The sequence below is a fragment of the Streptomyces sp. NPDC102437 genome (assembly GCF_044765565.1).
GTDB lineage: Bacteria > Actinomycetota > Actinomycetes > Streptomycetales > Streptomycetaceae > Streptomyces.
On sequence record NZ_JBIWKI010000003.1, the window covers coordinates 102,024 to 124,473 of the forward strand.

Here is a 22,450-nt window from a genome sequence, read left to right on the forward strand (position 1 = left end):
GCCCCCGGGAGTCAGTCCTCGCCCTCCAGGTCGCCCTCCGTCTCCAGGTATGCCTGGCGCAGGGCGTCGAGAATCGCCGGGTCGGGCTTGGCCCACATGCCGCGGGACTCCGCTTCCAGGAGGCGTTCCGCGATGCCGTGCAGAGCCCATGGATTGGCCTGCTGGAGGAATTCCCGGTTGGTCGGGTCGAGGACGTACGTCTCGGTGAGCTTGTCGTACATCCAGTCGGCGACCACGCCCGTCGTCGCGTCGTAACCGAAGAGGTAGTCGACGGTGGCGGCCAGCTCGAAAGCGCCCTTGTAGCCGTGCCGCCGCATCGCCTCGATCCACTTGGGGTTCACCACCCGGGCGCGGAAGACCCGGGAGGTCTCCTCCACCAGGGTGCGGGTGCGGACCGTCTCGGGGCGGGTGGAGTCGCCGATGTACGCCTCCGGGGCGGTGCCGCGCAGGGCGCGGACGGTGGCCACCATGCCGCCGTGGTACTGGAAGTAGTCGTCCGAGTCGGCGATGTCGTGCTCGCGTGTGTCGGTGTTCTTGGCCGCGACCGCGATCCGCTTGTACGCCGTCTCCATCTCCTCACGGGCCGGGCGGCCGTCGAGCTCGCGGCCGTAGGCGTAGCCGCCCCACACCGTGTAGACCTCGGCGAGGTCCGCGTCGGTGCGCCAGTCGCGGGAGTCGATGAGCTGGAGCAGACCGGCGCCGTACGTGCCGGGGCGGGAACCGAAGATACGGGTGGTGGCACGGCGTTCGTCGCCGTGGGCTGCCAGGTCGGCCTGTGTGTGGGCGCGGACGTGGTTCTGCTCGGCCGGCTCGTCCAGGGAGGCGACGAGGCGGACCGCGTCGTCGAGCAGGCCGATGGTGTGCGGGAAGGCGTCGCGGAAGAAGCCGCTGATGCGCAGGGCGACATCGATGCGCGGCCGGCCGAGCTCGGCCGGCGGGATCGCTTCCAGCCCGGTCACGCGGCGCGAGGCGTCATCCCAGACCGGGCGGACGCCGAGCAGGGCGAAAGCTTCGGCGACGTCGTCACCGGCGGTGCGCATCGCGCTGGTGCCCCACAGGGACAGGCCGACCGAGGTGGGCCAGTCGCCGTTGTCGGTGCGGTAGCGCTCCAGGAGCGAGTCGGCCAGGGCCTGGCCGGTCTCCCAGGCGAGGCGCGAGGGTACGGCCTTGGGGTCGACGGAGTAGAAGTTGCGACCGGTCGGCAGGACGTTGACCAGGCCGCGGAGCGGGGAGCCGGAGGGCCCTGCGGGAACGAATCCGCCGTCCAGGGCGTGCAGGGCGTGGTCGAGTTCGTCGGTCGTGGCGGCCAGCCGCGGGACGACCTCGCGGGCGGCGAAAGCCAGGATGTCGGCGACCGCCCGCGGGTGCCCGGCCGCCACCTCGGCGACGGCGTCCGCGGACCAGTCGGCGTCCTCCATCGCCTGGACCAGTGCGCGGGCCCGCTCCTCCGCCTCGTCGGCGGTGACGCGGGTCGCGGCGGACTCGTCGAGCCCGAGGGCCTCGCGCAGGCCGGGCAGGGAGGCGGTGCCGCCCCAGATCTGGCGGGCCCGCAGGATGGCGAGGACGAGGTTGACCCGGTCGGCGCCGGCCGGGGCGCCTCCCAGCACATGCAGGCCGTCGCGGATCTGGGCGTCCTTGATCTCGCAGAGCCAGCCGTCGAGATGCATGATGAACTCGTCGAAGCCCTCGTCCTCGGGGCGGTCCTCAAGTCCCAGGTCGTGGTCGAGCTTGGCGGCCTGGATGAGGGTCCAGATCTGTGCGCGGATCGCCGGGAGCTTCGCCGGGTCCATCGCCGCGATCTGGGCGTGCTCGTCCAGGAGTTGTTCGAGGCGGGCGATGTCCCCGTAGCTGTCGGCCCGTGCCATCGGCGGTACGAGGTGGTCAACCAGGGTGGCGTGGACGCGCCGCTTGGCCTGCGTCCCCTCGCCCGGGTCGTTGACCAGGAACGGGTAGATCAGCGGCAGGTCGCCGAGGGCGGCGTCGGGGCCGCAGGCGGCGGAGAGGCCGGCGTTCTTGCCGGGCAGCCACTCCAGGTTGCCGTGCTTTCCGAGGTGGATCATGGCGTCGGCGCCGAAGCCGTTGTCGTCGGCGGAGGCGGCGATCCAGCGGTAGGCGGCCAGGTAGTGGTGCGAGGGCGGCAGGTCGGGGTCGTGGTAGATCGCGATCGGGTTCTCGCCGAAGCCGCGCGGCGGCTGGATGAGGACGAGCAGATTGCCGCGGCGCAGGGCGGCGAGCACGATGTCGCCGTCCGGGTTGCTCGACCGGTCCACGAACATCTCGCCCGGGGCGGGGCCCCAGTGCTGCTCGACGGCTTCACGGAGCTCGGCCGGGAGGGTCGCGTACCAGCGCCGGTAGTCGGCGGCCGGGATGCGGACCGGGTTGCGGGCCAACTGTTCCTCGGTGAGCCACTCCTGGTCGTGGCCGCCGGCCTCGATCAGGGCCCGGATCAGCTCGTCGCCGTCGCCCGACACGAGGCCGGGGACCTCCTGCGTACCGAAGTCGTATCCCTGGTCGCGGAGTCGGCGCAGCAGGGCGACGGCGCTGGCCGGGGTGTCGAGACCGACGGCGTTGCCGATCCGCGAGTGCTTGGTCGGGTACGCGGACAGCACGAGCGCGATCCGCTTCTCGGCGGCAGGGATGTGGCGCAGCCGGGCGTGGCGCACGGCGATGCCGGCGACGCGGGCGGCGCGCTCGGTGTCGGCGACGTACGCGGGCAGGCCGTCCTCGTCGATCTCCTTGAAGGAGAACGGCACGGTGATCAGCCGGCCGTCGAACTCGGGGACCGCGATCTGGCTGGCGGCGTCGAGCGGGGAGACGCCCTCGTCGTTGTCCTCCCAGTCGGTGCGTGAACCGGTGAGGCAGAGGGCCTGGAGGATGGGGACGTCGAGGCCGCTGAGGACGCCCGCGTCCCAGGACTCGTCGTCGCCGCCCGCCGATGCCTCGGCCGGCCGGGTGCCGCCCGCGGCGAGGACGGTGGTCACGATCGCGTCGGCGGCGCGCAGCGCTTCGATGAGCTCGGGCTCGGGGGTCCGCAGCGAGGCGACGTACAGCGGCAGCGCGCGGGCGCCCGCGTCCTCGACTGCGGTGCACAAGGCGTCCACGAACGCGGTGTTGCCGCTCATGTGGTGGGCGCGGTAGTAGAGCACGGCGACGACCGGGCCGTCGGTGCGGCAGGCGGTGCGCTCCAGCGGGCCCCAGGAGGGTGCCGGGGCGGGCGGTGCGAAGCCGTGGCCGGTGAGCAGGACGGTGTCGGAGAGGAAGCGGGCGAGCTGGTCCAGGTTGGCGGGTCCGCCGTGGGCCAGGTAGGCGTGGGCCTCGGCGGCGATGCCGATGGGGACGGTGGAGGCGGCCATCAGCTGGGCGTCGGGGGCCTGTTCGCCGGTGAGGACGACGACGGGGCGCCCGGTGGCGAGGACTTGGTCGAGTCCGTCCTGCCAGGCGCGGACGCCGCCGAGGAGGCGGACGACGACCAGGTCGGCGCCGTCGAGGAGCTCGGGCAGGTCCTGGAGCGGCAGCCGGGAGGGGTTGGCGTAGCGGTAGGGGACCGGGCCGTCCGAGGCGCGGGCACTGAGCAGGTCGGTGTCGGACGTCGACAGGAGCAGGATCATGCGGCGTCGGGCCTTCCTCGGGGTGTCCACGCCCCGGGCGGTGTCGGAATGGAGTCTCCCCTGCTCGACGGAGTCGAGGGCCGGGGAAGGGAGTTCCTGACTCGCCCGGCCGGGGCCGGGCTCACAGTGGCGGGACCGTGCCGGAATCGCACCGGGCTTCCTCCCCTGTCGCCGTCTGTGGCGACGACGTGCCGGATGGCCCGTCACTAGGCATAGTAAGGGCCGGTCAACTGATGGAGACATACGGATCCGGTCGGATGGTCGGTATGCTCGCCGCCATGCCCCCACCTGCCACTTCGCCTTCGCTGCCCGCAGACGCGTCTGCCCGGGACCGCGGTGACGCCTGTCCTGGCACGCTGCGGCTGCACCGCGCGGACGACGGCGCTCTGGCCCGGGTCCGGGTGCCCGGTGGTCTGCTGACGGCGGTGCAGGCGGATGCGCTGGGGGCGGTCGCGGAGAGCCTGGGCGATGGTGAGTTGCATCTCACTTCGCGCGGCAATGTCCAGTTGCGCGGTTTGGGCGCGGACTGCGGTGGCGAACTGGCCGGCCGGCTGGGCGAAGCGGGGCTGCTGCCCTCCGCCCGCCATGAGCGGATACGCAACATCGTGGCGTCGCCGCTGTCGGGGCTCGACGGCCGGGGGGCGCGGGACGTCGGACCGTGGCTGCGGGCGCTGGACGAGCTGTTGTGCGCGGGCGACCGGACGACCGGGCTGTCGGGCAGGTTCCTGTTCGTGCTCGACGACGGTCGTGGCGATGTGGACGCGCTGGGCGGCGATGTGACGCTGCTGGCGCAGGACGACGGCGCGGCGCTGCTGCGGATCGGCACGGGCCGGACCGTGGTGCGGATACCCGGCGCGCAGGCGCCGCGGGCCGCCCTCATGACGGCCGAGGTCTTTCTGGAACGGGCGGCCGGCGCCGGTGCCTGGCGCGTGAGGGATCTGCCCGGCGGCGCCGGCCCGCTTCTCGACGAGGTCGTACGGCGGTTGCGGGAGGAGGGCTCCGGCCCCGCCTCCACCGAGGACCGTGACTGCCCGCCGGGCTCGGACGGCCCAGCCCCGGGTGTGGTGACCGGCCCGCACGACGGGGCCGCACTGTCCGTCGGCATCCCGCTGGGGCGCTTCACCCCGGCGCAGTGGCGGACCCTGACGGAGACGGCCCGGCACGGGGGGCGTGGCGAATTGCGGCTGACACCGTGGCGCGGGGTCGTCGTACCGGGAGTGGAGCGGCGCCGGGCGGCAGGGCTGCTGGACGGTCTGGGGGCCACCGGCCTCGTCGTCGGGCCCGACTCCCCCTGGACCGGGGTCGGTGCCTGTATCGGCCGGCCCGGCTGTGCGAAGTCGCTGGCCGATGTACGGGGCCGGGCGGCGGACGCGGTGGGGCCCGTGGGCCTGCTGCCGGTGTACTGGTCCGGGTGCGAACGCCGGTGCGGCCATCCCCGCGGCGAGTGGGTCGACGTCGTCGCCACCCCCGACGGGCACCGGATCTCCCTCGTTCGGGGCGAGGAGCGGGGTGCCCCCCTGAACGTCCCCGACAGCCCCGGCCGCCCCGGCGGTCTCGCCGCGGCGGTGGCCGCGGCCCGCGGTACGCGCGGCTGATCCCGTACGCCCGACTCCCCCTGTACCCGACTGCACCCGACCGTTGCACGCCCGAGGAAGAGAGCGAAAGCACTGTGCACCAGTACGAGAAGGACGGACCGGCGATCTACCGCCAGTCCTTCGCCACGATCCGTGCCGAGGCGGACCTCGCGGGGCTGCCCGCCGATGTGAGCCAGGTCGCGGTCCGCATGATCCACGCCTGCGGGATGGTCGACCTCGTCCGCGATCTCGCTTTCACCCCGGACGCGGTCGCCCGCGCCCGTGCCGCGCTGCGGGGCGGCGCACCCGTCCTGTGCGATGTGGCGATGGTCGCCAGCGGTGTGACCCGCAAGCGGCTGCCCGCGGACAACGAAGTGGTGTGCACCCTCTCCGACCCGTCGGTGCCCGGCCTGGCGAAGGAGCTGGGCACCACCCGCAGCGCCGCCGCCCTGGAGCTGTGGCGGGACCGGCTGGAGGGTGCGGTCGTGGCTGTCGGGAACGCGCCGACCGCCCTGTTCCGGCTGCTGGAGATGATCGAGGAGGGCGCGCCCCGCCCCGCCGCCGTCATCGGTGTGCCGGTCGGCTTCATCGGTGCCGCCGAGTCCAAGGACGCCCTGGCGGCGCACCCGTCCGGGCTGGAGCATCTGATCGTACGGGGCCGTCGCGGGGGCAGTGCCATCGCGGCCGCCGCCCTCAACGCGATCGCCAGCGAGGAAGAGTAGACGTGAGCGAGCAGAAGACGGGCCGGCTGTACGGGGTCGGGCTCGGCCCCGGTGATCCGGCTCTGATGACCGTACGCGCGGTGGAGATCATCGCCGAGGCCGATGTGATCGCCTATCACAGCGCCCGGCACGGACGGTCCATCGCCCGGTCCATCGCGGCGAAGCACATCCGTGCCGACCATGTCGAGGAGCCGCTGGTCTACCCCGTCACGACGGAGAGCACTGACCACCCGGGCGGCTACCGGGGGGCGATGGAGGAGTTCTACGCCGAGGCGGCGGCCCGTCTGGCAGCACACCTCGACGCCGGGCGGACGGTCGCCGTACTGGCCGAGGGCGACCCGCTCTTCTACGGCTCGTACATGCACATGCACAAGCGGCTCGCCGACCGCTACCCGACCGAGGTGATCCCGGGCGTCACCTCCGTCAGCGCGGCCGCCGCTCGGCTCGGCACCCCGCTCGTGGAGGGCGAGGAGGTGCTGACGATCCTGCCCGGCACGCTGCCGGAGGAGGAGCTGACCGCCCGTCTCGCCGCCACCGACGCGGCTGTGGTGATGAAGCTGGGCCGTACGTTTCCCGCGGTGCGCGGCGCCTTCGAGGCATCCGGGCGGCTGCCCGAGGCGCGTTACGTGGAACGCGCCACGATGGCCGGGGAGCGGGTGGGCGAGCTGGCCGAGGTCGACGCCGGCTCGGTGCCGTACTTCGCGGTCGCGGTCCTGCCCAGCCGGATCGGGGCGCCGCGTCCCGAAGGCGCCCCGGAGGGTGGCGAGGTGGCCGTGGTGGGTACCGGCCCGGCCGGTCCGCTGTGGCTGACCCCCGAGACGCGCGGGGTGCTGGCCGCCGCCGACGACCTGGTCGGCTACACCACCTATCTGGACCGGGTGCCGGTGCGGCCGGGGCAGGTGCGTCACGGCTCGGACAACAAGGTCGAGTCGGAGCGTGCCGAGTTCGCCCTCGATCTGGCCCGGCGCGGGCGGCGGGTGGTCGTGGTGTCGGGCGGCGACCCCGGGGTCTTCGCCATGGCGACGGCCGTCCTCGAAGTGGCGTCGCAGGACGAGTACGCGCAGGTCCCGGTGCGGGTGCTGCCGGGGGTGACGGCGGCCAACGCCGCCGCAGCGCGGGCGGGTGCGCCGCTGGGCCACGACTACGCGACGATATCGCTCTCCGACCGGCTCAAGCCGTGGGAGGTGATCGCGGAGCGGCTGCGCGCCGCCGCGACGGCGGATCTGGTGCTCGCGCTTTACAACCCCGGTTCGCGCAGCCGGACCTGGCAGGTCGGCAAGGCCCGTGACCTGCTGCTCGAACACCGCTCGCCGGACACGCCCGTGGTCCTCGGCCGGGATGTCGGCGGCCCCGCCGAGAGCGTGCGGACCGTGCGCCTGGGCGATCTCGACCCCGCCGAGGTCGACATGCGCACGATCCTGCTCGTCGGGTCCTCGCAGACCCGCTGGGTCGAGCGCGGTGACGGGCACCAGATCGTCTGGACCCCCCGCCGCTATCCGGAGGGCTGAGAGCCTGTCGGGGCGCGGCCGTCGGCTAGTAGGGTCTTCCGTTTGGACCAGGCCGGATCAGGGAGCGGGGTTTGGTGCCGTGCATCGCAAGGCGGGGGAGGGATCGGACGGGTCTCCCCTGCTCGAGCGGGGCCGAGAGCTCGGGGAAGGCGCGTCGGCGACCGACGACAGCGCGGCGAGGCGCGGCACCGGGGCACGCGAGCCCGGCATGATCCGAACGAGAGGCCCTAGCTGCCGTGCAGGATGTGTGCGCGGAGCCAGGCGACGGCCGCTTCCGGGCCTTCGACGACCGGGACGCCCTTGGGCACGGGGGGCCGTCGCACCACCACCACCGGGATCCGCGCCTCGCGGGCCGCGGCGAGTTTGGGGGCCGTGGCGGCGCCGCCGCTGTCCTTCGTGACGACGACGTCGACGCGGTGACGGCGGATCAGTTGGCGTTCCCCGTCCAGGGTGAACGGGCCCCGGTCCAGCAGCACCTCCATGCGGGCGGGGTACGGGGCTTCGGGGGCGTCCACCGAACGCATCAGGAACCACAGCTCGTCGAGCCCGGCGAAGGCGGCCAGTCCCATCCGTCCGGTCGTGAGGAACACCCGCCGGCCCAGCGCGGGCAGCATCGCGGCGGCCTCGGCGAGGGAACCGGCCGGATGCCAGTCGTCGCCGTCACCGGGGACCCACCCGGGCCGCCGTACGGCGAGCAGGGGAACATGGGCGGCAGCGGCGGCAGCGGCCGCGTTGAAACTGATCGTCCCGGCGAAAGGATGGGTGGCGTCGATGAGCACGTCCACCTGGTGGGTACGCAGCCATGCGGCGAGCCCGTCGGCTCCGCCGAAACCGCCGATGCGGACCTCGCCGGGCGGCAGCCTCGGGCCGGTCACGCGTCCGGCGAGCGAGCTCGTCAGCACGGCACCGGCCGGGAGCACTTCCACCAGCAACTCGGCGAGGCGGCGGGCCTCCGTCGTTCCTCCGAGTACGAGTACATGCATCGGATCCATCCATGGGTGAGATTGAGGGCGGACGCAGCGCCCAGCTGAAACACACCGGTCTGCGGCCCGGCTGGACCACCGGCGCCTGTGCGACCGCGGCGGCCACTGCCGCGTACACGGCTCTGCTGACGGGCGACTTCCCCGACCCGGTGACGATCACCCTACCCAAGGGGCAGACGCCCGCCTTCGCGCTCGCGGTGGAGGAGCTGGCCGAGGGGCGGGCGACGGCGGGGGTGGTCAAGGACGCGGGCGACGACCCCGACGTGACGCACGGCGCTCTCGTCCGGGCCACCGTGCGGCGGCTGCCGCCGGGCTCGGGCGTGGTGTTCCGGGCCGGGCCGGGAGTGGGCACGGTCACCCTTCCCGGGCTGCCGCTCGACGTCGGTGAGCCGGCGATCAATCCCGTGCCGCGTCAGTTGATCCGCGACCACATCGCACGGGTCGCCGCGGAGCACCGGGGGGCGGGGGACGTGGAGGTCACCGTCGCGGTGGACCACGGCGAGGAGATCGCCCGCTCCACCTGGAACCCGCGCCTGGGCATCCTGGGCGGTCTGTCGATCCTCGGCACGACCGGTGTGGTGGTGCCGTACTCCTGCTCGGCGTGGATCGACTCGATCCGCCGCGGTGTGGACGTGGCCCTGGCCGCCGGGCACAACCATGTGGCCGGGTGCACGGGTTCCACCTCGGAGCGGACCGTGGTGTCCGAGTACGGGCTGCCGGAGATCGCGCTGCTGGACATGGGCGACTTCGCGGGCGCGGTCCTCAAGTACATCCGCCGTCATCCGGTGGACCGGCTCACGGTCTGCGGCGGGTTCGCGAAGCTGTCGAAGCTCGCCGCCGGCCACCTCGACCTGCACTCGGGCCGGTCGCAGGTGGACAAGCCGTTCCTGGCCCGCCTGGCCCGGCGCGGTGGTGCGGACGAGGCCCTGGCGGCCGAGGTGGCGGTCGCGAACACGGGACTCGCGGCGCTCCAGTCGTGCCTCGCGCGGGGTGTGCCGCTCGGGGACCTGGTGGCCGTGGCGGCGCGGGACGAGGCGCTGTCGGTGCTGCGGGGCGCGCCGGTCGCCGTCGACGTCATCTGCATCGACCGGGCGGGCACGGTCGTCGGGCGCAGCGAAGTACGCTGACCGGCCGCCCGGCCGGTGCGGGACCCCTCAGCAGACGTGGCGTTCGCGTGCGGGCGAGTAGAGGTGGCTGTCGCGGAACTGCTGGGCGCCCAGGGTGCGGCCGACCATGATGACGGCGGTGCGGATCACGCCCGCCGCCTTCACCTGCCCGGCGATGTCGTCGAGGGTGCCGCGCAGCACGAGCTCGTCCGGGCGTGAGGCCATCGCCACCACGGCGGCCGGGCAGTCGGCCCCGTAGTGCGGCAGCAGTTCCTCGACGACCCGGTCCACGTACCTGGTGGCGAGGTGCAGCACGATCAGGGCGCCGCTGCGCCCCAGGGTGACCAGGTCCTCGCCCTTCGGCATCGCGGTCGCTCGGTGGGCGATCCGGGTGAGGATGACGGTCTGGCCGACGGTCGGCACGGTCAGTTCCCGCTTGAGCGCCGCCGCCGCGGCCGCGAACGCGGGTACGCCGGGCACCACTTCGTAGGGCACCCGGGCCTCGTCGAGCCGGCGCATCTGCTCGTTGACCGCGCTGAACACCGAGGGGTCGCCCGAGTGAAGCCGGGCCACGTCGTGACCGGCCTCGTGCGCGGCGAGCAGTTCGGCGGTGATCTGGTCGATGTCGAGCTGCGCGGTGTCCACCAGGCGGGCGTCCGGCGGGCATTCGGCGAGCAGTTCCCGGGGCACCAGGCTGCCGGCGTACAGACACACCTGGCAGGAGGCGAGGGTGCGGGCGCCGCGCACGGTGATCAGGTCGGCGGCCCCCGGGCCCGCGCCGATGAAGTAAACGGTCATGCCTTGTCTCCTGGGTGTTGCGCGGGCTCGGTTGCCGAGTGTGCCGCTTCGGGACTGGTCAGGGGTTTGCGTACGGACCACTGGGTGACGGGCATGGCCTGCCGCCAGCCGGTGAACCCGCCGACCGGCACGGCGTGCGCGACCGCGAGCCGGACCAGTTCGCCGCCGTGTGTGCGGTGCGCCTCGGCCAGCAGCGCCTCCGACTCCAGCGTGACCGTGTTGGCGACCAGCCGTCCGCCGGGCGGCAGCGCGTCCCAGCAGGTGTCGAGCAGGCCGGGCACGGTCAGCCCGCCGCCGATGAATACGGCGTCGGGCGTGGGCAGTCGGGCCAGGTTGCCGGGGGCGGGGCCGGTGAGCACGCGCAGGGCCGGTACGCCGAGCCGGTCGGCGTTGCGGGCGATGCGCCCGGCGCGTCGCGGGTCGCGTTCCACGGTGACGGCGCGGCAGGAGGGGTGGGTCCGCATCCATTCGATGGCGATGGATCCCGAGCCTCCGCCGATGTCCCACAGGAGTTCGCCTGGGGCCGGTGCGAGCACACCGAGCGTCGCGGCCCGGATGTGCCGCTTCGTGAGCTGCCCGTCGTGCTCGTAGGCCGTGTCGGGCAGGCCGGGTACGGCGCCGAGGCGCAGGGCCTCGGGGGTGCGCCGGCAGTCGATCGCGATGATGTTCAACGGGTCGCCCGGTGGGTGCGGCCAGTGGCCGGCGGTGCCCTCCAGGCACGCTTCGTCCGTTCCGCCGAGTTGTTCGAGCACACGCATCCTGCTCGGTCCGAAGCCCTGTTCGCTCAGCAGCCCGGCCACCGCGGCCGGGGTGGCGGCGTCCGCGCTCAGGACCAGGACCCGCCGGCCGTGGTGCAGGGCGGCGGCCAGCCGGGCGGCGGGGCGGCCGACCAGGGTGACGACCTCGGTGTCCTCCACCGGCCAGCCGATCCGGGCACAGGCGTAGGACACCGAGGACGGGTGGGGCAGGATCCTCAGCGCATCGGTGCCGAGCACTTCGGTGAGAGCCCGGCCGATTCCGTAGAACATGGGGTCGCCGCTGGCGAGCACGGCGATCCTGCTCCCGGCGTGCGCGGCGAGCAGGCCGGGGACGGCGGGCCGCAACGGCGAGGGCCACGGCACCCGTTGTCCCCGGCACGACGGCGGGAGCAGGCCGAGCTGCCGCTCGCCGCCGATGAGAACCTGTGCGTCGACGAGCTCCGTGCGCGCCGCGTCGGGCAGTCCCGCCCATCCGTCGGCTCCGATTCCCACGACGGTCACCGCAGGTGGGACGGGTTGTTCGGGGGGTGCGAGAGTCACGGACGGTACCTCGGTGTTCAGTGGATGACGCAGCCGAACTCTACTGTCCGGCCGTGATCGGGCAGCGGCCAGGTGGCCGCCCCGGTGCCTCGCTCAGGAGGTCACTTTCTTCAGATATGCGGCGAGTGAGCGGATGGCCGCCGGATTGCGTGGGCTTTCCACCAGGTCCGCGTAGTCGAGAACGAAGATCCGGTCGTTCTTGACGGCCGACACGTCGGCCAGTGGCGGAAAGGACTTCAGGAACCTCTTCTTCTGTTCCGCGCCGGTGTCACCGTAGTCGTTGATCACGATCACCTCGGGATCGCGGTCGACGACGGTCTCCCAGCCGACGGTGACCCAGCTGTCCTTGAGGTCCTTCATGATGTGATCACCGCCCGCCTTGGTGATGATGTCGTGCGGTCCGGCGTAGGCGCCGGAGGTCAGCGGCTTGTCCCGCCCGTCGTCGTAGAGAAAGACGCGTGGGCGGTCGGCGCCCTTCGGTGCCCCTGCCCGCGCTTGTGTCACCTGCTTCCGGAACGTCGCGACGAGGCTCTCCGCGCGGTCCTCGACATCGAAGATCCTGCCCAGGTTCCGCAGATCGGTGTACAGCGCGTCGAGTGGCGCCATCACCCCGCGGGCCTTCCCCCGGCCGTTGCGGCACGACTCGCTCAGCAGGTACGAGTCGATGCCCACCCGCCGGAGTTCGGCGGGGGTGAATCCGTCCCCTTCACTGAATCCGTAGTTCCATCCGGCGAAGACCAGATCGGCGTGGGCGTCGATGACCAGTTCCTTGCTGATCCGGTCCTTGGAGAGCCACTTGGTCTTCCCGTAGCCGTCCTTCCAGGGAACGGTGGTGAGGTCGCCCTTGTCCTCGGGCATCACATAGCCCGCCATGTGATTCTCGAGTCCGAGCGCGAACATGATCTCGGTGATGCCGACGTCATTGGTGACCACGCGCTGCGGGGCCTTGTCGTAGGTCTTGCTCTCTCCGCAGTTCTCGATGGTCACCGGGTAGTGGCCGTCCCCGTTCCGGGCAGCGGTCTTCTCTTCCTGGCGGGTGGGCACGTCCGCACCGCAGCCGGTGAGGAGCAGGGCGGCCGCGAGTGCGAATGCGGCGGGGCGTGCGAGCTCGGGCATGGTGGGAGCGGCTCCTCAGGAGTCGGATCGTGCGGGGCGGAGGCGGTCGAAGAGCAGCTGTACGGCGCCGGTCTCCGGATGCGGGACGCGGTGTGCCCGTACGCCGAAGACCTCGGCCAACAGCGCGGGGGTGAGCACATCGTGCGGGGCGCCGGACGCGACGATCCGGCCGTTGTCGATGACGTGGAGCAGGTCGCAGTGGAGTGCGGCGAGGTTGAGGTCGTGCAGCGCGGTGAGGACGGTCAGTCCGCTGCGGCGTACCAGGGCCAGCACTTCCAGCTGCTGTGCGATGTCCAGGTGGTTGGTCGGTTCGTCGAGCACCAGCAGCCGGGGCCGCTGGGCCAGTGCGCGGGCGATCAGCACCCGTTGTTTCTCGCCGCCGGAGAGTGTGAGGAAGCCGCGCTCGGCAAGGTGGCGTGCGCCGACGTCCGCCAGGGCGGTCTCGCACACGAGCCGGTCCTCGTCGGTGGTCCGGCCCATCGACCGCTGGTGCGGCATCCGGCCCATCGCCACGACCTCGGCGGCCGTGAAGTCGAATTCGGCGAACGCCTCCTGGGGCAGTGCGGCAAGCAGGCGGGCCCCTTCGCGCGCGCTCATGCCGTACAGGTCCTCGCCGCCGAGCCGCACCGTGCCCGAGGAGGGGCGCAGCGCCCGGTAGACGCAGCGCAACAGGGTTGACTTTCCACTGCCGTTGGGGCCGACCAGACCAACGAGCTGCCCCTCCCCCGCTCCCAGCGTGGCGTCCTCCACCAGCCGTGCCCCGGCGATCTCGACCGTCAGGGCATCGATGTCGATCCGCATCACGCGCCTCCGAACGTATAGGAGCGGCGGCGCATCAGCAGCACGAAGCACGGCACGCCGATGACCGCGGTGACCACGCCCACCGGCAGTTCGGCGGGCGCGAGCAGCACCCGGGAGAGGATGTCCACCCAGATCAGCAGAACGGCGCCCGCCAGTGGGGCGACGGCCAGCAGCCGGCGGTGGTCGGCGCCGACCAGCATCCGTACGGCGTGCGGCACCATCAGGCCGACGAAGCCGATCGCCCCGCTCACCGCGACGACCGCCCCGGTGACGGCCGCGGAGACCAGGAAGAGCTCCTTGCGCAGCCGTCCCGCGTCCACGCCCAGCGCGGCGGCGGTCTCGTCGCCCATGGCCAGGGCGTTCAGCCGGCGCGCCGACCAGGCGAGGTGGGCGAGGCCGCCGAGCACGGCCCCCGCCGCGATCGGCACGGAGGCCCAGGTGGCGCCGCCGAGGCTGCCGAGCATCCACATCATCGCGGAGCGGGCGGCCTCGCCGCGTTCGGCCGCGAACACCATGAAGGTGGTGACGGCCGAGAAGCCGTAGTACATCGCGGTGCCCGTCAGGACGAGCCGCAGCGGGGTCAGGCCGCGGGCGGTGCGTGCGATCGCGTACACCAGCACCATGGCGAGGAGCGCGGAGAGGAACGCCGCCGTGGAGAGCGCCCAGATGCCCAGCGTTCCGAAGGCGCCGAAGATGAGCACGGCATTGGCGCCGACGGCCGCGCCCGAGGAGATACCGAGGACGAACGGGTCGGCGAGGGCGTTGCGGACCATGGCCTGCACGGCGACGCCGATGGCCGCGAGTCCGGCCCCGACGACCGCGGCCAGCACGGCGCGCGGAAAGCGCAGTTCCCAGACGATGGTGTACGCCGGCACCTGCTCGGGGGTTATCCGGCCGCCGGTCAGCCCGGCCCACAGGCAGTGCAGCACTTCGCCCCAGGAGAGCCCCGATGCTCCGATGCCCGCCCCGCAGACGAGCGAGACCAGGAGCACGGCGCACAGGGTGGCCAGCAGCAGTGGCAGCGACACGCGCCGGGGCGGCGCGGGCCCGGCCGCGGCGCGGGAGGTGCGCGGGGGGACGGCGGGTTTGCGGTCGATGGGTGTGGCCACGGGCGGTCGCTTTCGCCTCGGGCCGTGCACCTACGTGATCAAGGAGCAGCCCGGACGCGAAGCGCCCTGCGCAGCACCACTCGCAGTCCACGGCGAATTGACAGGAGCCTTCACCGCCGCGGGTAATCGGGCTTACGGCGCCCGATGTCGGGCTCCGCCTACCGTTGCGGGTCAGCGCCGGATTTCGACCGGACTTCCCCCGCGGGGCATGTGCAGCTTATAGCTCGCGCGGACAGGTGGTGCGGGACACCCCCACAACGAAGCGGGCGCATGCCTCCGTGCGACCGGCCGGCCCGTTCCGGGGCCGATTCGTGGCGCTCCTGCCTGAGCACCCGACGGTCGCGGTACGGTGCTCAGTTCCGTGATGCGTCCGGGTGGTCGATCCGGGTCGGGAACGGGTCTCCGGTGTCCGAGTCGGCCACGAAGAGCGGTGTCGACCGGCCATGCTCAGGTACCCGTTGACACGCTGCGTGAGGCTGAATCCGTACCCGTCGGGGGTACCCGCGTTTCCCGCGAGCGGGCGCGACGTGCTGAAGGTCCGCGTCGGCCGCCGGCTTCGTACGACCGCCGAATAGGATCCCGGTGGCCGAGCGGGATGCCTGGCGATGGCACGGCAGGGTGAGGAGGGGCGTCGTGGGTCCCATACCGGGTGCGCGGGAAGAGCTGGACCGGCTGGGCCGAGCGCTGCGGGCGCAACTGGTCGAGTTGATCGACGACTTGGCTCCCGGCAGTGATCTGCGCCTGCTGTTTCTCGACGAGCCGCGCATCGTCGACTGGCATGAACCGCTCCGCCACCAGTACTCGGCCGGCTGCTTCGTCGGGAAGCGTCGCGCGAACGTCAGTGGCGCCGCCATCGCGTCTCGCGCGGTCGCCCTGCTCGACTCGGCGGGCTGGGAGTGCGCGACGTCTCAGGAGGACGCCGATGGGACGCCCCGAATCGTGGTCACCGGCCGCCACGACGGCTGCAGCATCGAGGTCCGTGCGATCGAGCACGGGCCCAACGTGTCGTTCAGCGGGCAGACGCCGGCGATGGCCCTGTACGAGCCGGAGGAGTTCCGGTGGCCGGAGCCGGTGCGCACGGCCGATACCCTCACGGCCGGATTTGTGCTGTGCTACGAGTGCGACGGTCTGGGTTGGTGTCCCGGGTGCGGGGGACGCGGCTGGGTGCACGACGAAACCCATGGACGGAAGAACTGCCCGGAATGCCGGCGGAGTCGCGCCTGCGTGATCTGCCGGGGTGCGGCACAGCTTCCCATCTCCGATCTGTCGACGTATCAACGCGGCCATTACCCCGAATTGGGCCTGTAGCGAGTCGTCGTACGTCTGCCTCGCCCGGGGGAAGCAGGCCGCAATCCTCATGTGACCGTTCGATCTCTGCCTCCGTCACACGACACGCGTCGAGCGTGGTGAGGCCCGCCGCGTGTATCAGCTCCCCCTCGCGTCCGATCGGCTTGACCGTGCCTCCGGAGGAGTCGGTGCCCGCCACCACCAGGATCCCCATCTGGTGGGCCGTTCGCACCGCTTCCTTCAGGACCGGCAGATACGCACGCCCGCGCTCGGCCAGCACCGGGTTCGACGAGTCGACGGGTCCGGCGATCGCGCTCAGCGTCGGGGTGAAGGCGGTTGCCCTGCGCCTCATGTCGTGCAGAGTGCGCTCACCCACGAAAACGCCGTGCTCCAGGGAGCGCATGCCGGCCCGGACCGCGTCGTCGCAGCCGCGCTCGCTGTAGCTGTGGCACAGCACGCCCTTGCCGCCGCGCCGTGCCGTCGCCACGACCTCGTAGAGCTGCTCGTACGAGTAGACCTGGGCCAGCGGGTCCTGTTCCGGCAGGCCCGCGCGCTCGTTGACGCGCGTCTTGATCACGTCGGCGCCGCGGGCGAGGTTCACCTCGACGACCCGGCGCAGCGCCTCGGCGGAACGGACGCCGCCCTTCGACCGCGCGAGGGGGGTGAGGTCCGGGTCGGCCAGGATTGGGTCACCCAGGGGACTGCGGGACGAACACACTGAGGACGACCAGCCAGTCGAGGAAGTGGTTCCAGACCCCGGCGAGTGCGGCGGCGGTTCCGATGATGCCCAGGACCAGGGTCATCAGACGCATCCGGGTGTTGGTCAGGTGCGACCAGCTCAGGGCGCCGTTGTAGAGGCAGTGGCTGCAGACCGAGCCGAGATTGACGAAGACGAACACCGCGGCGAGGGTGCTCAGGAGGGCTCCGTGGCCGCTGGTGAGGATGGGCAGGAAGTTCCCGCCGACGGTCGGGGCCGAGGCGATCGCTCCGGCCGCCACGACCAGGCCGCCGGTGATCTGGGCGACGAGGCTGGCTATGGGGAACGCGGTCGCGGTGGCGAGGACTGCTTCCCTGCCGTTCCTGGACCATCGGGTGAAGCCGGCGGTCATGGTGCCGGAGTCGGCGAAGGTGGCCATGATGAGCGAGACGGCGGCGCCGAAGGTCAGTGTGCTGTTTCCCGGGGCGCCCTGGTAGTCGAAGACCGCGCCGAGGTCGTGGTCCCTGGCGACGATGACGAGGGCGATCACACCGACGACGATGAACAGGGGTGCGGCCACGGCGCCCAGCCATGACAGGGCGCGGATGCCCAGATACGTGATCGCGATGAAAGCGGCCCCGGCAGTACGGCGACCAGTTGCTCGTGCCGGCCGAAGGCATGGTGGAGGGTGGCGCCGGTGTTGGGCGATCTCCTCCTCGACGGGGACGTTGTCACTGAAGAGCATCACGTGCAGGTTGTTCTCCAGGGCCTCGCGTCCGGCGTAGGCGCCGTTGACCGCGATCACCGCGAGGTTGGCGTCCGGGTTGTGCGCCGCGGCCGCCGCGACAGTCCGGTGGGTGACCGCGTGGGCCCCGCCGGCCGGCTTTTTGTGCACGAGGAGGGCTTCGACCTCGGTCAGCGCCTGCTCGGTGTCGGTGTCCTCACGGGTTACGAGGACGATCACGAGGTCACCGTTGGTGGCGGCCGCGAGCTCGGTCGTGAGGAGACCGAGGTTGTTCAGCACGCCTTTGTTCGTCTCGGTGCCCATGGCCACGAAGGCATGGTCCACCCCGTCCAGGGTGTTGGCCTTGGTGGAGATGGACATCAGCTACACCGAGTCGAAATAGGTGTTCTTCTTGATGACTGCTGTGATGCTCACAGCGAACCTCGCAGTTCCTTTCCAGGTGGAGTCCGGTCAGCAGGCCGGACAGGGTGTCGGTGCCGGAGGTGTGGCCGATGGCCAGCGCGCGGCGGACCGGGTTGCGGAGGGTTTCGGTGACCTGCGCCTCGCTGCGTCCGGCGGTCGCGGCGAGGGCGTGCAGTACCGCCGGCCAGGGGTCGCGTACGCGCCCGGCCAGGGCTTCGCGCAGGGTCGTCAGGCTCAGCAGCGTCGTCCGCCCGGGGCGGTCGCCGAGCACTGCGGCAAGGGTGCGGGCGAAGGGGCGCAGGCGGGTGCCGGTCAGCGCGGACAGCAGGGCAGGTCCGGTGAGGAAGTCGTCGCCGGACATGCTGGTGATGCTGACGGACGGTGACTTCGTCAGCGAGAACTGGGGGACGGCCGAGCAGCGGGACATTCTCACGGCCTCACCGGAGGCGATCTCCCGACTGGCCTTCGCCGAGGGGCCGATGAAGCCGAAGGTCGACGCCGTCGTACGGGTCGCCCAGGCCGGCGGGCGGGCTCTCATCGGTCCCTCGAACGGCTCGACGACCTCCTCGACCGGAACATCGGCACGGAGATCCGCCCGGATGTCCCGGACGGCATCGTCTACGCCTGAGGGCCAGAATCCTTCGTCTGGATCAGGCAAGGGCAGGGACCGGGGCACGCGAGCCCGGCATGATCCGGACGAAAGGCCCTGGGGGCGGCCCACCGACGGGCGCGCCGCCCCGGCCCGCCGCTCCGGTCAGTCCCTGGACCTGCGTCGCGCGGCGGCCGCGTTGCGGCCTGTCACCAGGTGTGCGCCGGCCAGCCGTTCGACGGTCGCGACATCCCGCTCCGCGATCGCCTGGTACAGCCCTTCGTGCTCCTGCGCGACGCCCGTCAGGTCGTCGTGCTGCCCAAGCAGCCAGCGCATCCTGCTTTTAAGGGTGCTCTGGAGCTCGTTCAGGAGTTCGTTGTCGGCGAGCTCGGTCACCGTCTCGTGGAAGTCGGCGGCGGCACGGTGGGCCCGTACGGCGTCGCCCTTCTCCGCCGCCTTCAGCTCGGTGTCGAGATCGGAACGGAGCTTTTCCAGTCCCGCGCGGGTGCGCCGCTGGGCGGCGAGCCGGAAGGTCAGCGTCTCTAGCGCCGCTCGTACCTCGTCCAGGTCCTCGACGTCCGCCGGTGTGAACTCCCGTACAACGGCCCAGGTCCGCGGCCTCGGCGTGACCAGCCCCTCGGTGACCAGTGCCTTCAGGGCCTCTCGGATGGGCAGCCTGCTCACACCGAGCTCCGCGGCGAGCTCACGCTCTACGAGTTTGCTGCCCGGCTCACGCACACCGTCGATGATCTCGTCACGCAGCAGGCGCGTGACCCGCTCCGACTCGGGCTCGAACTCCCCAGACCCTGTCATGTCCTCGATTCTCTCATCACTCGAAGTCGTTGTTCGGTTCGCCGTCCACGGGACGGGTTTCTCAGGCCGGTGCGTAGCCGCGCGCGCGGACCAGATCGTGGGCGATCCGGGTGAAGGCGCGCGCGGCAGCGCTCTCGTAGGCACTCTCCCGGTGCAGCAGGGTGGCCACGCGGGCGGGCAGCGGAGGGTCGATGGGAATCGGCCTGAGATGCGGGTGGTCGTCCGTCACCGCGTCGGGCAGCACGGTGGCCAGCAGGCCGGTGCGCCGGACGATCTCCGTCAGGGCCTGAATGGTGTTGGCCTCCACAGCGATCGGCGGGCTGACACGATGCTGCGCGAAGTAGCCGTCGATGTGGATCCGGGTGGCGAAGTCGGTGCTGAGCAGCGCGAGTTGCTGGTCCACCAGGTCACGTACCGGCAGCGGCCGGTCGCCTCGGTCCTGGGCGCGGTCCGTGGTGACGACGAGGCTGAGGGTCTCGGTGAACAGCGCGGTCGCGGTGATGCCGGGCAGATGGGTTCCGGCGAAGGCGATGCCGAGATCGAGGTCGTCGGCCAGCAGGCTCGCCTCGATGCGGTCCTGGGTCATTTCCCGCAGGTCCAGCGTGATACCGGGATGGTGCGTGTGCAACGCCTCCACCAGCGGGCCGATCAGGTACGCGGTGAACGTCGGCGTCACCGCGAGGCGCAGATGCCCCCGGGAGAGGTCGGCGACATCGAGTACGGCACGGTCGGCGGCGGCCAGCTCGCGCAGCGCCCGCTGCGCGTAGTGCACATAGGCCTCGCCCGCGTCGGTGGGGCGGACGCTGCGGCCACTGCGGTCGAGCAACTGGACACCGACGAGGCGCTCCAGCTGCTTGATCTGCTGCGACAGCGTCGGCTGGGAGATGCGCAGCTCTTCGGCGGCGCGCGTGAAGTTGCCGTGCTCGGCCACCGCGATCAGATAGCGGAGGTGACGTAGTTCCGGACCCATGCTCCAAGTATAGAGAAACCCAATCGATATCCCCACGAGTGCGTCTCGCCGCCTATGACCGCTGCCGGCAGGGGTGCCTGCTCACACCCTTAAGCCATTGATGTGATCTATGAAGATTATGGATAGCAAGACTTGGACACTATAGGTGGAGCTCATGCATGGTGGATCTCGTCAGCCCGCCTGGCCGACATTCACCGAAGGGACTGACCGATGCACGACCTCACGGACGGCCTCGCGCGTTTCCGCCGCGAAGTCTTTCCGGCAAAGGCGGAGCTCTTCGCCGACCTGGCCACCACTCACCGGCCGAAGACACTGTTCATCGGCTGCTCCGACGCCCGAGTGGTCCCCGAACTGATCACACAGAGCGACCCGGGCGAGCTGTTCGTCATCCGCACGGCCGGCAATCTGGTCCCGGCCCACTCCGCCGGCCCGGACGGCATCGCGGCCAGCATCGAGTACGCCGTCACCGTGCTGCGCGTGACCGACATCGTCATCTGCGGCCACTCCTCCTGCGGCGCGATGACCGCCCTTGCGGAGGGCCACGACCTGAGCCCGGCGCCAGGCGTCGCCGGCTGGCTGCGGCACGCGGACGCCGCGATGGCCCGTGCCGCCGCCACACCGGCCGAGTCCGGACCGGCCAAGGTGGCCACCCTGGTGCGGGCCAACGTGGCCGCACAACTGCAGAACCTCACCACGCAGCCCTCCGTGGCCCGCGCCCTGACCCACCGCACACTCACACTGCACGGCTGGGTCTTCGACATCGCCACCGGGACCATCGATCCGGTCGACGCCGCCCTGGTAGCGGCCTGACGACCCCCACAACCACCCGTCGCCCCCCACCCCCACACGCGAACCCGCCCGGCCGCCGCCCGAGGCCGGTGCACCGAACCGAAAAGGAACCCCCTCATGGTGCACGCCCAGTTCGACCCCACCGCCCGCCGGTGAACATGCTGTTCTTCGCCGTGATCGTCGCGGTGCTCAGCGGAGCGCAGTTCGAGCTGGACGGGCACGTCATCACCAGCCCCACGGACATCGTGCGAACGATTCCGAACATGTTCCTGCTGGCCATCGCCTCACTCGCGCTCATCGCCCTGACCGTCGCGGTGAACCTGATGGCCAACTTCGTGGCACCCATCTACGCCCTCGTCAACCTCTTCCCGCAGCGGCTGAACTTCCGCCGGGCCGGCATGGTGAGCGCCGTCGTGGGCCTGGTGATCCTGCCGTGGAACCTCTACAACAGCCCGGTCGTGGTGAACTACTTCCTCGGCGGGCTCGGGGCCCTGCTCGGGCCGCTCTTCGGTGTGATCATGGCCGACTACTGGCTGCTGCGGAAGGCCCGGGTGAACGTGCCCGACCTCTACAGCGACGCCGCGCAGGGCGACTACCACTACCGCCACGGTTTCAACCCTGGGCCTTCGTCCTCAGCGCCGCGATCGCCGTCGTCGTCACGCTGGTGCCGTTCTTCAGCGCCGTGGCCGGATTCTCGTGGTTCGTCGGCGCGATCCTTGCCGCCGTGCTGTACGCGGCGATCGCCGACCGCAGCATGCAGACCCGCGACGTGGACGGCGAGTCCATCGCCGTCGCCGCCGAATAAACCGTCCAGCAGAGAGCCGAACCATGCGCATCCTCGTTGTGAACGTCAACACCACGCAGTCCATCACCGACTCGATCGGTCGGTCGAGGGCAACTACGAGAGCTACCTCGCCGCCGTCGCCGTGATGGAGGCCGTCCGCGCCCATCCGGAGCCGTTCGACGCCGTGATCCAGGCCGGGTACGGCGAACACGGCCGGGAAGGGCTGCAGGAGCTGCTCGACGTACCGGTCGTCGACATCACCGAGGCGGCGGCCAGCACCGCCCAGTTCCTGGGCCGCACCTACTCCGTGGTCACGAGCCTGGACCGTACGGTCCCACTGATCGAGGAGCGCCTCCACGCCGCCGGCCTGAACGCCCGGTGTGCCTCCGTGCGCGCCAGCGGAATGGCCGTACTCGACCTGGAGCGGGACGAGAAGACCGCCGTGGACGCCATCGTCGAGCAGGCCGCCCGTGCGGTGGAGGAGGACCGCGCCGAGGTGATCTGTCTGGGGTGCGGCGGCATGTCCGGTCTCACCGAGCGCGTCATCGAGCGCACCGGGGTTCCCGTCGTCGACGGGGTGACCGCCGCCGTGACGATCGCCGAGTCCCTCGTCCGCCTCGGCCTGAGCACCTCCAAGGTGCGCACGTACGCGACGCCTCGTCCCAAGAAGATCCTCAACTGGCCGCCGCGGGTGTGACGCCGCCGTCCAACGCGCGGCGTGACGACGCGAGCGGAGTCCCGGGCGAGCGGG

General features: G+C 71.7%; 16 protein-coding genes, 4 pseudogenes and 2 riboswitches. Of the genes and pseudogenes, 8 read left to right on the plus strand and 12 right to left on the minus strand.

Annotated features, from left to right (window positions below):
• Positions 1–11: 11 nt before the first annotated feature.
• The gene (gene cobN / locus ACIRJP_RS05450; protein ID WP_404168396.1) at positions 12–3,608 is read right to left on the minus strand and encodes a cobaltochelatase subunit CobN; all 3,597 of its coding nucleotides are present in this window, start codon (positions 3,606–3,608) and stop codon (positions 12–14) included.
• A 90-nt stretch (positions 3,609–3,698) separates the two neighbouring features.
• Positions 3,699–3,771, minus strand: a riboswitch (cobalamin riboswitch).
• 103 nt (positions 3,772–3,874) lie between these two features.
• Here cobN and cobG point away from each other — a divergent pair.
• From cobG to ACIRJP_RS05465, 3 genes are all read left to right on the plus strand, one after another.
• Positions 3,875–5,203, plus strand: coding sequence for a precorrin-3B synthase (gene cobG, locus ACIRJP_RS05455; protein ID WP_404168954.1), 1,329 nt, complete (start codon positions 3,875–3,877; stop codon positions 5,201–5,203).
• A 74-nt stretch (positions 5,204–5,277) separates the two neighbouring features.
• Complete coding sequence (locus tag ACIRJP_RS05460; RefSeq protein ID WP_404168397.1) at positions 5,278–5,904, plus strand: precorrin-8X methylmutase; 627 nt, start codon at positions 5,278–5,280, stop codon at positions 5,902–5,904.
• Between the two features lie 2 nt (positions 5,905–5,906).
• Positions 5,907–7,412 (plus strand): precorrin-2 C(20)-methyltransferase, encoded by a 1,506-nt coding sequence (locus tag ACIRJP_RS05465; RefSeq protein WP_404168399.1) that lies wholly within the window; start codon positions 5,907–5,909, stop codon positions 7,410–7,412.
• Positions 7,413–7,639: 227 nt separating this feature from the next.
• On the opposite strand, the gene ACIRJP_RS05470 is transcribed toward ACIRJP_RS05465, so the two are convergent.
• On the minus strand, positions 7,640–8,395 hold the full coding sequence (locus ACIRJP_RS05470) for a cobalt-precorrin-6A reductase (protein ID WP_404168400.1): 756 nt from the start codon (positions 8,393–8,395) through the stop codon (positions 7,640–7,642).
• Between the two features lie 11 nt (positions 8,396–8,406).
• On the opposite strand from ACIRJP_RS05470, the gene ACIRJP_RS05475 reads away from it, so the two are divergent.
• Positions 8,407–9,522, plus strand: coding sequence for a cobalt-precorrin-5B (C(1))-methyltransferase (locus ACIRJP_RS05475; protein WP_404168402.1), 1,116 nt, complete (start codon positions 8,407–8,409; stop codon positions 9,520–9,522).
• A gap of 27 nt (positions 9,523–9,549) precedes the next feature.
• Here the strand turns inward: ACIRJP_RS05475 and cobM are convergent, their stop codons facing one another.
• The 5 genes from cobM to ACIRJP_RS05500 all read right to left on the minus strand — a co-directional run bounded on the left by cobM (position 9,550) and on the right by ACIRJP_RS05500 (position 14,623).
• Positions 9,550–10,299, minus strand: a complete 750-nt coding sequence (gene cobM / locus ACIRJP_RS05480) for a precorrin-4 C(11)-methyltransferase (protein WP_404168404.1) — start codon at positions 10,297–10,299, stop codon at positions 9,550–9,552.
• The gene (gene cbiE, locus ACIRJP_RS05485) at positions 10,296–11,597 is read right to left on the minus strand and encodes a precorrin-6y C5,15-methyltransferase (decarboxylating) subunit CbiE (protein WP_404168406.1); all 1,302 of its coding nucleotides are present in this window, start codon (positions 11,595–11,597) and stop codon (positions 10,296–10,298) included. Before cbiE ends, cobM begins: the two co-directional genes overlap by 4 nt.
• Before the next feature lie 93 nt (positions 11,598–11,690).
• Positions 11,691–12,713, minus strand: coding sequence for an ABC transporter substrate-binding protein (locus ACIRJP_RS05490; RefSeq protein WP_404168408.1), 1,023 nt, complete (start codon positions 12,711–12,713; stop codon positions 11,691–11,693).
• Positions 12,714–12,728: 15 nt separating this feature from the next.
• Positions 12,729–13,514, minus strand: coding sequence for an ABC transporter ATP-binding protein (locus tag ACIRJP_RS05495; protein ID WP_404168410.1), 786 nt, complete (start codon positions 13,512–13,514; stop codon positions 12,729–12,731).
• Entirely contained in the window at positions 13,514–14,623 is a 1,110-nt protein-coding gene (locus tag ACIRJP_RS05500; RefSeq protein ID WP_404168412.1) for a FecCD family ABC transporter permease, read from the minus strand. The genes ACIRJP_RS05495 and ACIRJP_RS05500 overlap by 1 nt, the downstream gene beginning before the upstream one ends.
• A 99-nt stretch (positions 14,624–14,722) precedes the next feature.
• Positions 14,723–14,856: riboswitch (cobalamin riboswitch) on the minus strand.
• A 400-nt stretch (positions 14,857–15,256) separates the two neighbouring features.
• Between ACIRJP_RS05500 and ACIRJP_RS05505 the strand changes: the two genes are divergently transcribed.
• Entirely contained in the window at positions 15,257–15,931 is a 675-nt protein-coding gene (locus ACIRJP_RS05505; protein ID WP_404168984.1) for a hypothetical protein, read from the plus strand.
• Positions 15,932–16,010: 79 nt separating this feature from the next.
• Here the strand turns inward: ACIRJP_RS05505 and ACIRJP_RS05510 are convergent.
• From ACIRJP_RS05510 to cynR, 5 genes and pseudogenes are all read right to left on the minus strand, one after another.
• Positions 16,011–16,632, minus strand: a pseudogene (locus ACIRJP_RS05510) (amidohydrolase); the annotation flags it as partial.
• A 45-nt stretch (positions 16,633–16,677) separates the two neighbouring features.
• Positions 16,678–17,655: pseudogene (locus ACIRJP_RS05515) on the minus strand (cytosine permease); the annotation flags it as partial.
• The gene (locus ACIRJP_RS05520; RefSeq protein ID WP_404168957.1) at positions 17,576–18,292 is read right to left on the minus strand and encodes a DUF2877 domain-containing protein; all 717 of its coding nucleotides are present in this window, start codon (positions 18,290–18,292) and stop codon (positions 17,576–17,578) included. The gene ACIRJP_RS05520 and the pseudogene ACIRJP_RS05515, both read right to left, overlap by 80 nt.
• A gap of 216 nt (positions 18,293–18,508) precedes the next feature.
• Complete coding sequence (locus ACIRJP_RS05525; RefSeq protein WP_404168414.1) at positions 18,509–19,156, minus strand: GntR family transcriptional regulator; 648 nt, start codon at positions 19,154–19,156, stop codon at positions 18,509–18,511.
• A 61-nt stretch (positions 19,157–19,217) separates the two neighbouring features.
• Positions 19,218–20,126, minus strand: coding sequence for a transcriptional regulator CynR (gene cynR / locus ACIRJP_RS05530; protein ID WP_404168416.1), 909 nt, complete (start codon positions 20,124–20,126; stop codon positions 19,218–19,220).
• A 210-nt stretch (positions 20,127–20,336) separates the two neighbouring features.
• Between cynR and ACIRJP_RS05535 the strand changes: the two genes are divergently transcribed.
• From ACIRJP_RS05535 to ACIRJP_RS05545, 3 genes and pseudogenes are all read left to right on the plus strand, one after another.
• Complete coding sequence (locus tag ACIRJP_RS05535; protein ID WP_404168418.1) at positions 20,337–20,936, plus strand: carbonic anhydrase; 600 nt, start codon at positions 20,337–20,339, stop codon at positions 20,934–20,936.
• 128 nt (positions 20,937–21,064) lie between these two features.
• A pseudogene (locus ACIRJP_RS05540) lies at positions 21,065–21,720 on the plus strand (cytosine permease); the annotation flags it as partial.
• Between the two features lie 23 nt (positions 21,721–21,743).
• Positions 21,744–22,396 (plus strand): annotated as a pseudogene (locus ACIRJP_RS05545) (aspartate/glutamate racemase family protein).
• Positions 22,397–22,450: the final 54 nt, after the last annotated feature.

Coding starts and splice junctions, on each gene's coding strand:
- cobN (WP_404168396.1), bottom strand. CDS start 3,608: ATGATCCTGCTCCTGTCGACGTCCGACACCGACCTGCTCAGTGCCCGC.
- ACIRJP_RS05520 (WP_404168957.1), bottom strand. CDS start 18,292: ATGAGAGCCCGCCCGCCGGCCTGGGCGACCCGTACGACGGCGTCGACC.
- ACIRJP_RS05525 (WP_404168414.1), bottom strand. CDS start 19,156: ATGACAGGGTCTGGGGAGTTCGAGCCCGAGTCGGAGCGGGTCACGCGC.
- ACIRJP_RS05470 (WP_404168400.1), bottom strand. CDS start 8,395: ATGCATGTACTCGTACTCGGAGGAACGACGGAGGCCCGCCGCCTCGCC.
- cobM (WP_404168404.1), bottom strand. CDS start 10,299: ATGACCGTTTACTTCATCGGCGCGGGCCCGGGGGCCGCCGACCTGATC.
- ACIRJP_RS05495 (WP_404168410.1), bottom strand. CDS start 13,514: ATGCGGATCGACATCGATGCCCTGACGGTCGAGATCGCCGGGGCACGG.
- ACIRJP_RS05475 (WP_404168402.1), top strand. CDS start 8,407: ATGGGTGAGATTGAGGGCGGACGCAGCGCCCAGCTGAAACACACCGGT.
- cynR (WP_404168416.1), bottom strand. CDS start 20,126: ATGGGTCCGGAACTACGTCACCTCCGCTATCTGATCGCGGTGGCCGAG.
- ACIRJP_RS05490 (WP_404168408.1), bottom strand. CDS start 12,713: ATGCCCGAGCTCGCACGCCCCGCCGCATTCGCACTCGCGGCCGCCCTG.
- ACIRJP_RS05535 (WP_404168418.1), top strand. CDS start 20,337: ATGCACGACCTCACGGACGGCCTCGCGCGTTTCCGCCGCGAAGTCTTT.
- cobG (WP_404168954.1), top strand. CDS start 3,875: ATGCTCGCCGCCATGCCCCCACCTGCCACTTCGCCTTCGCTGCCCGCA.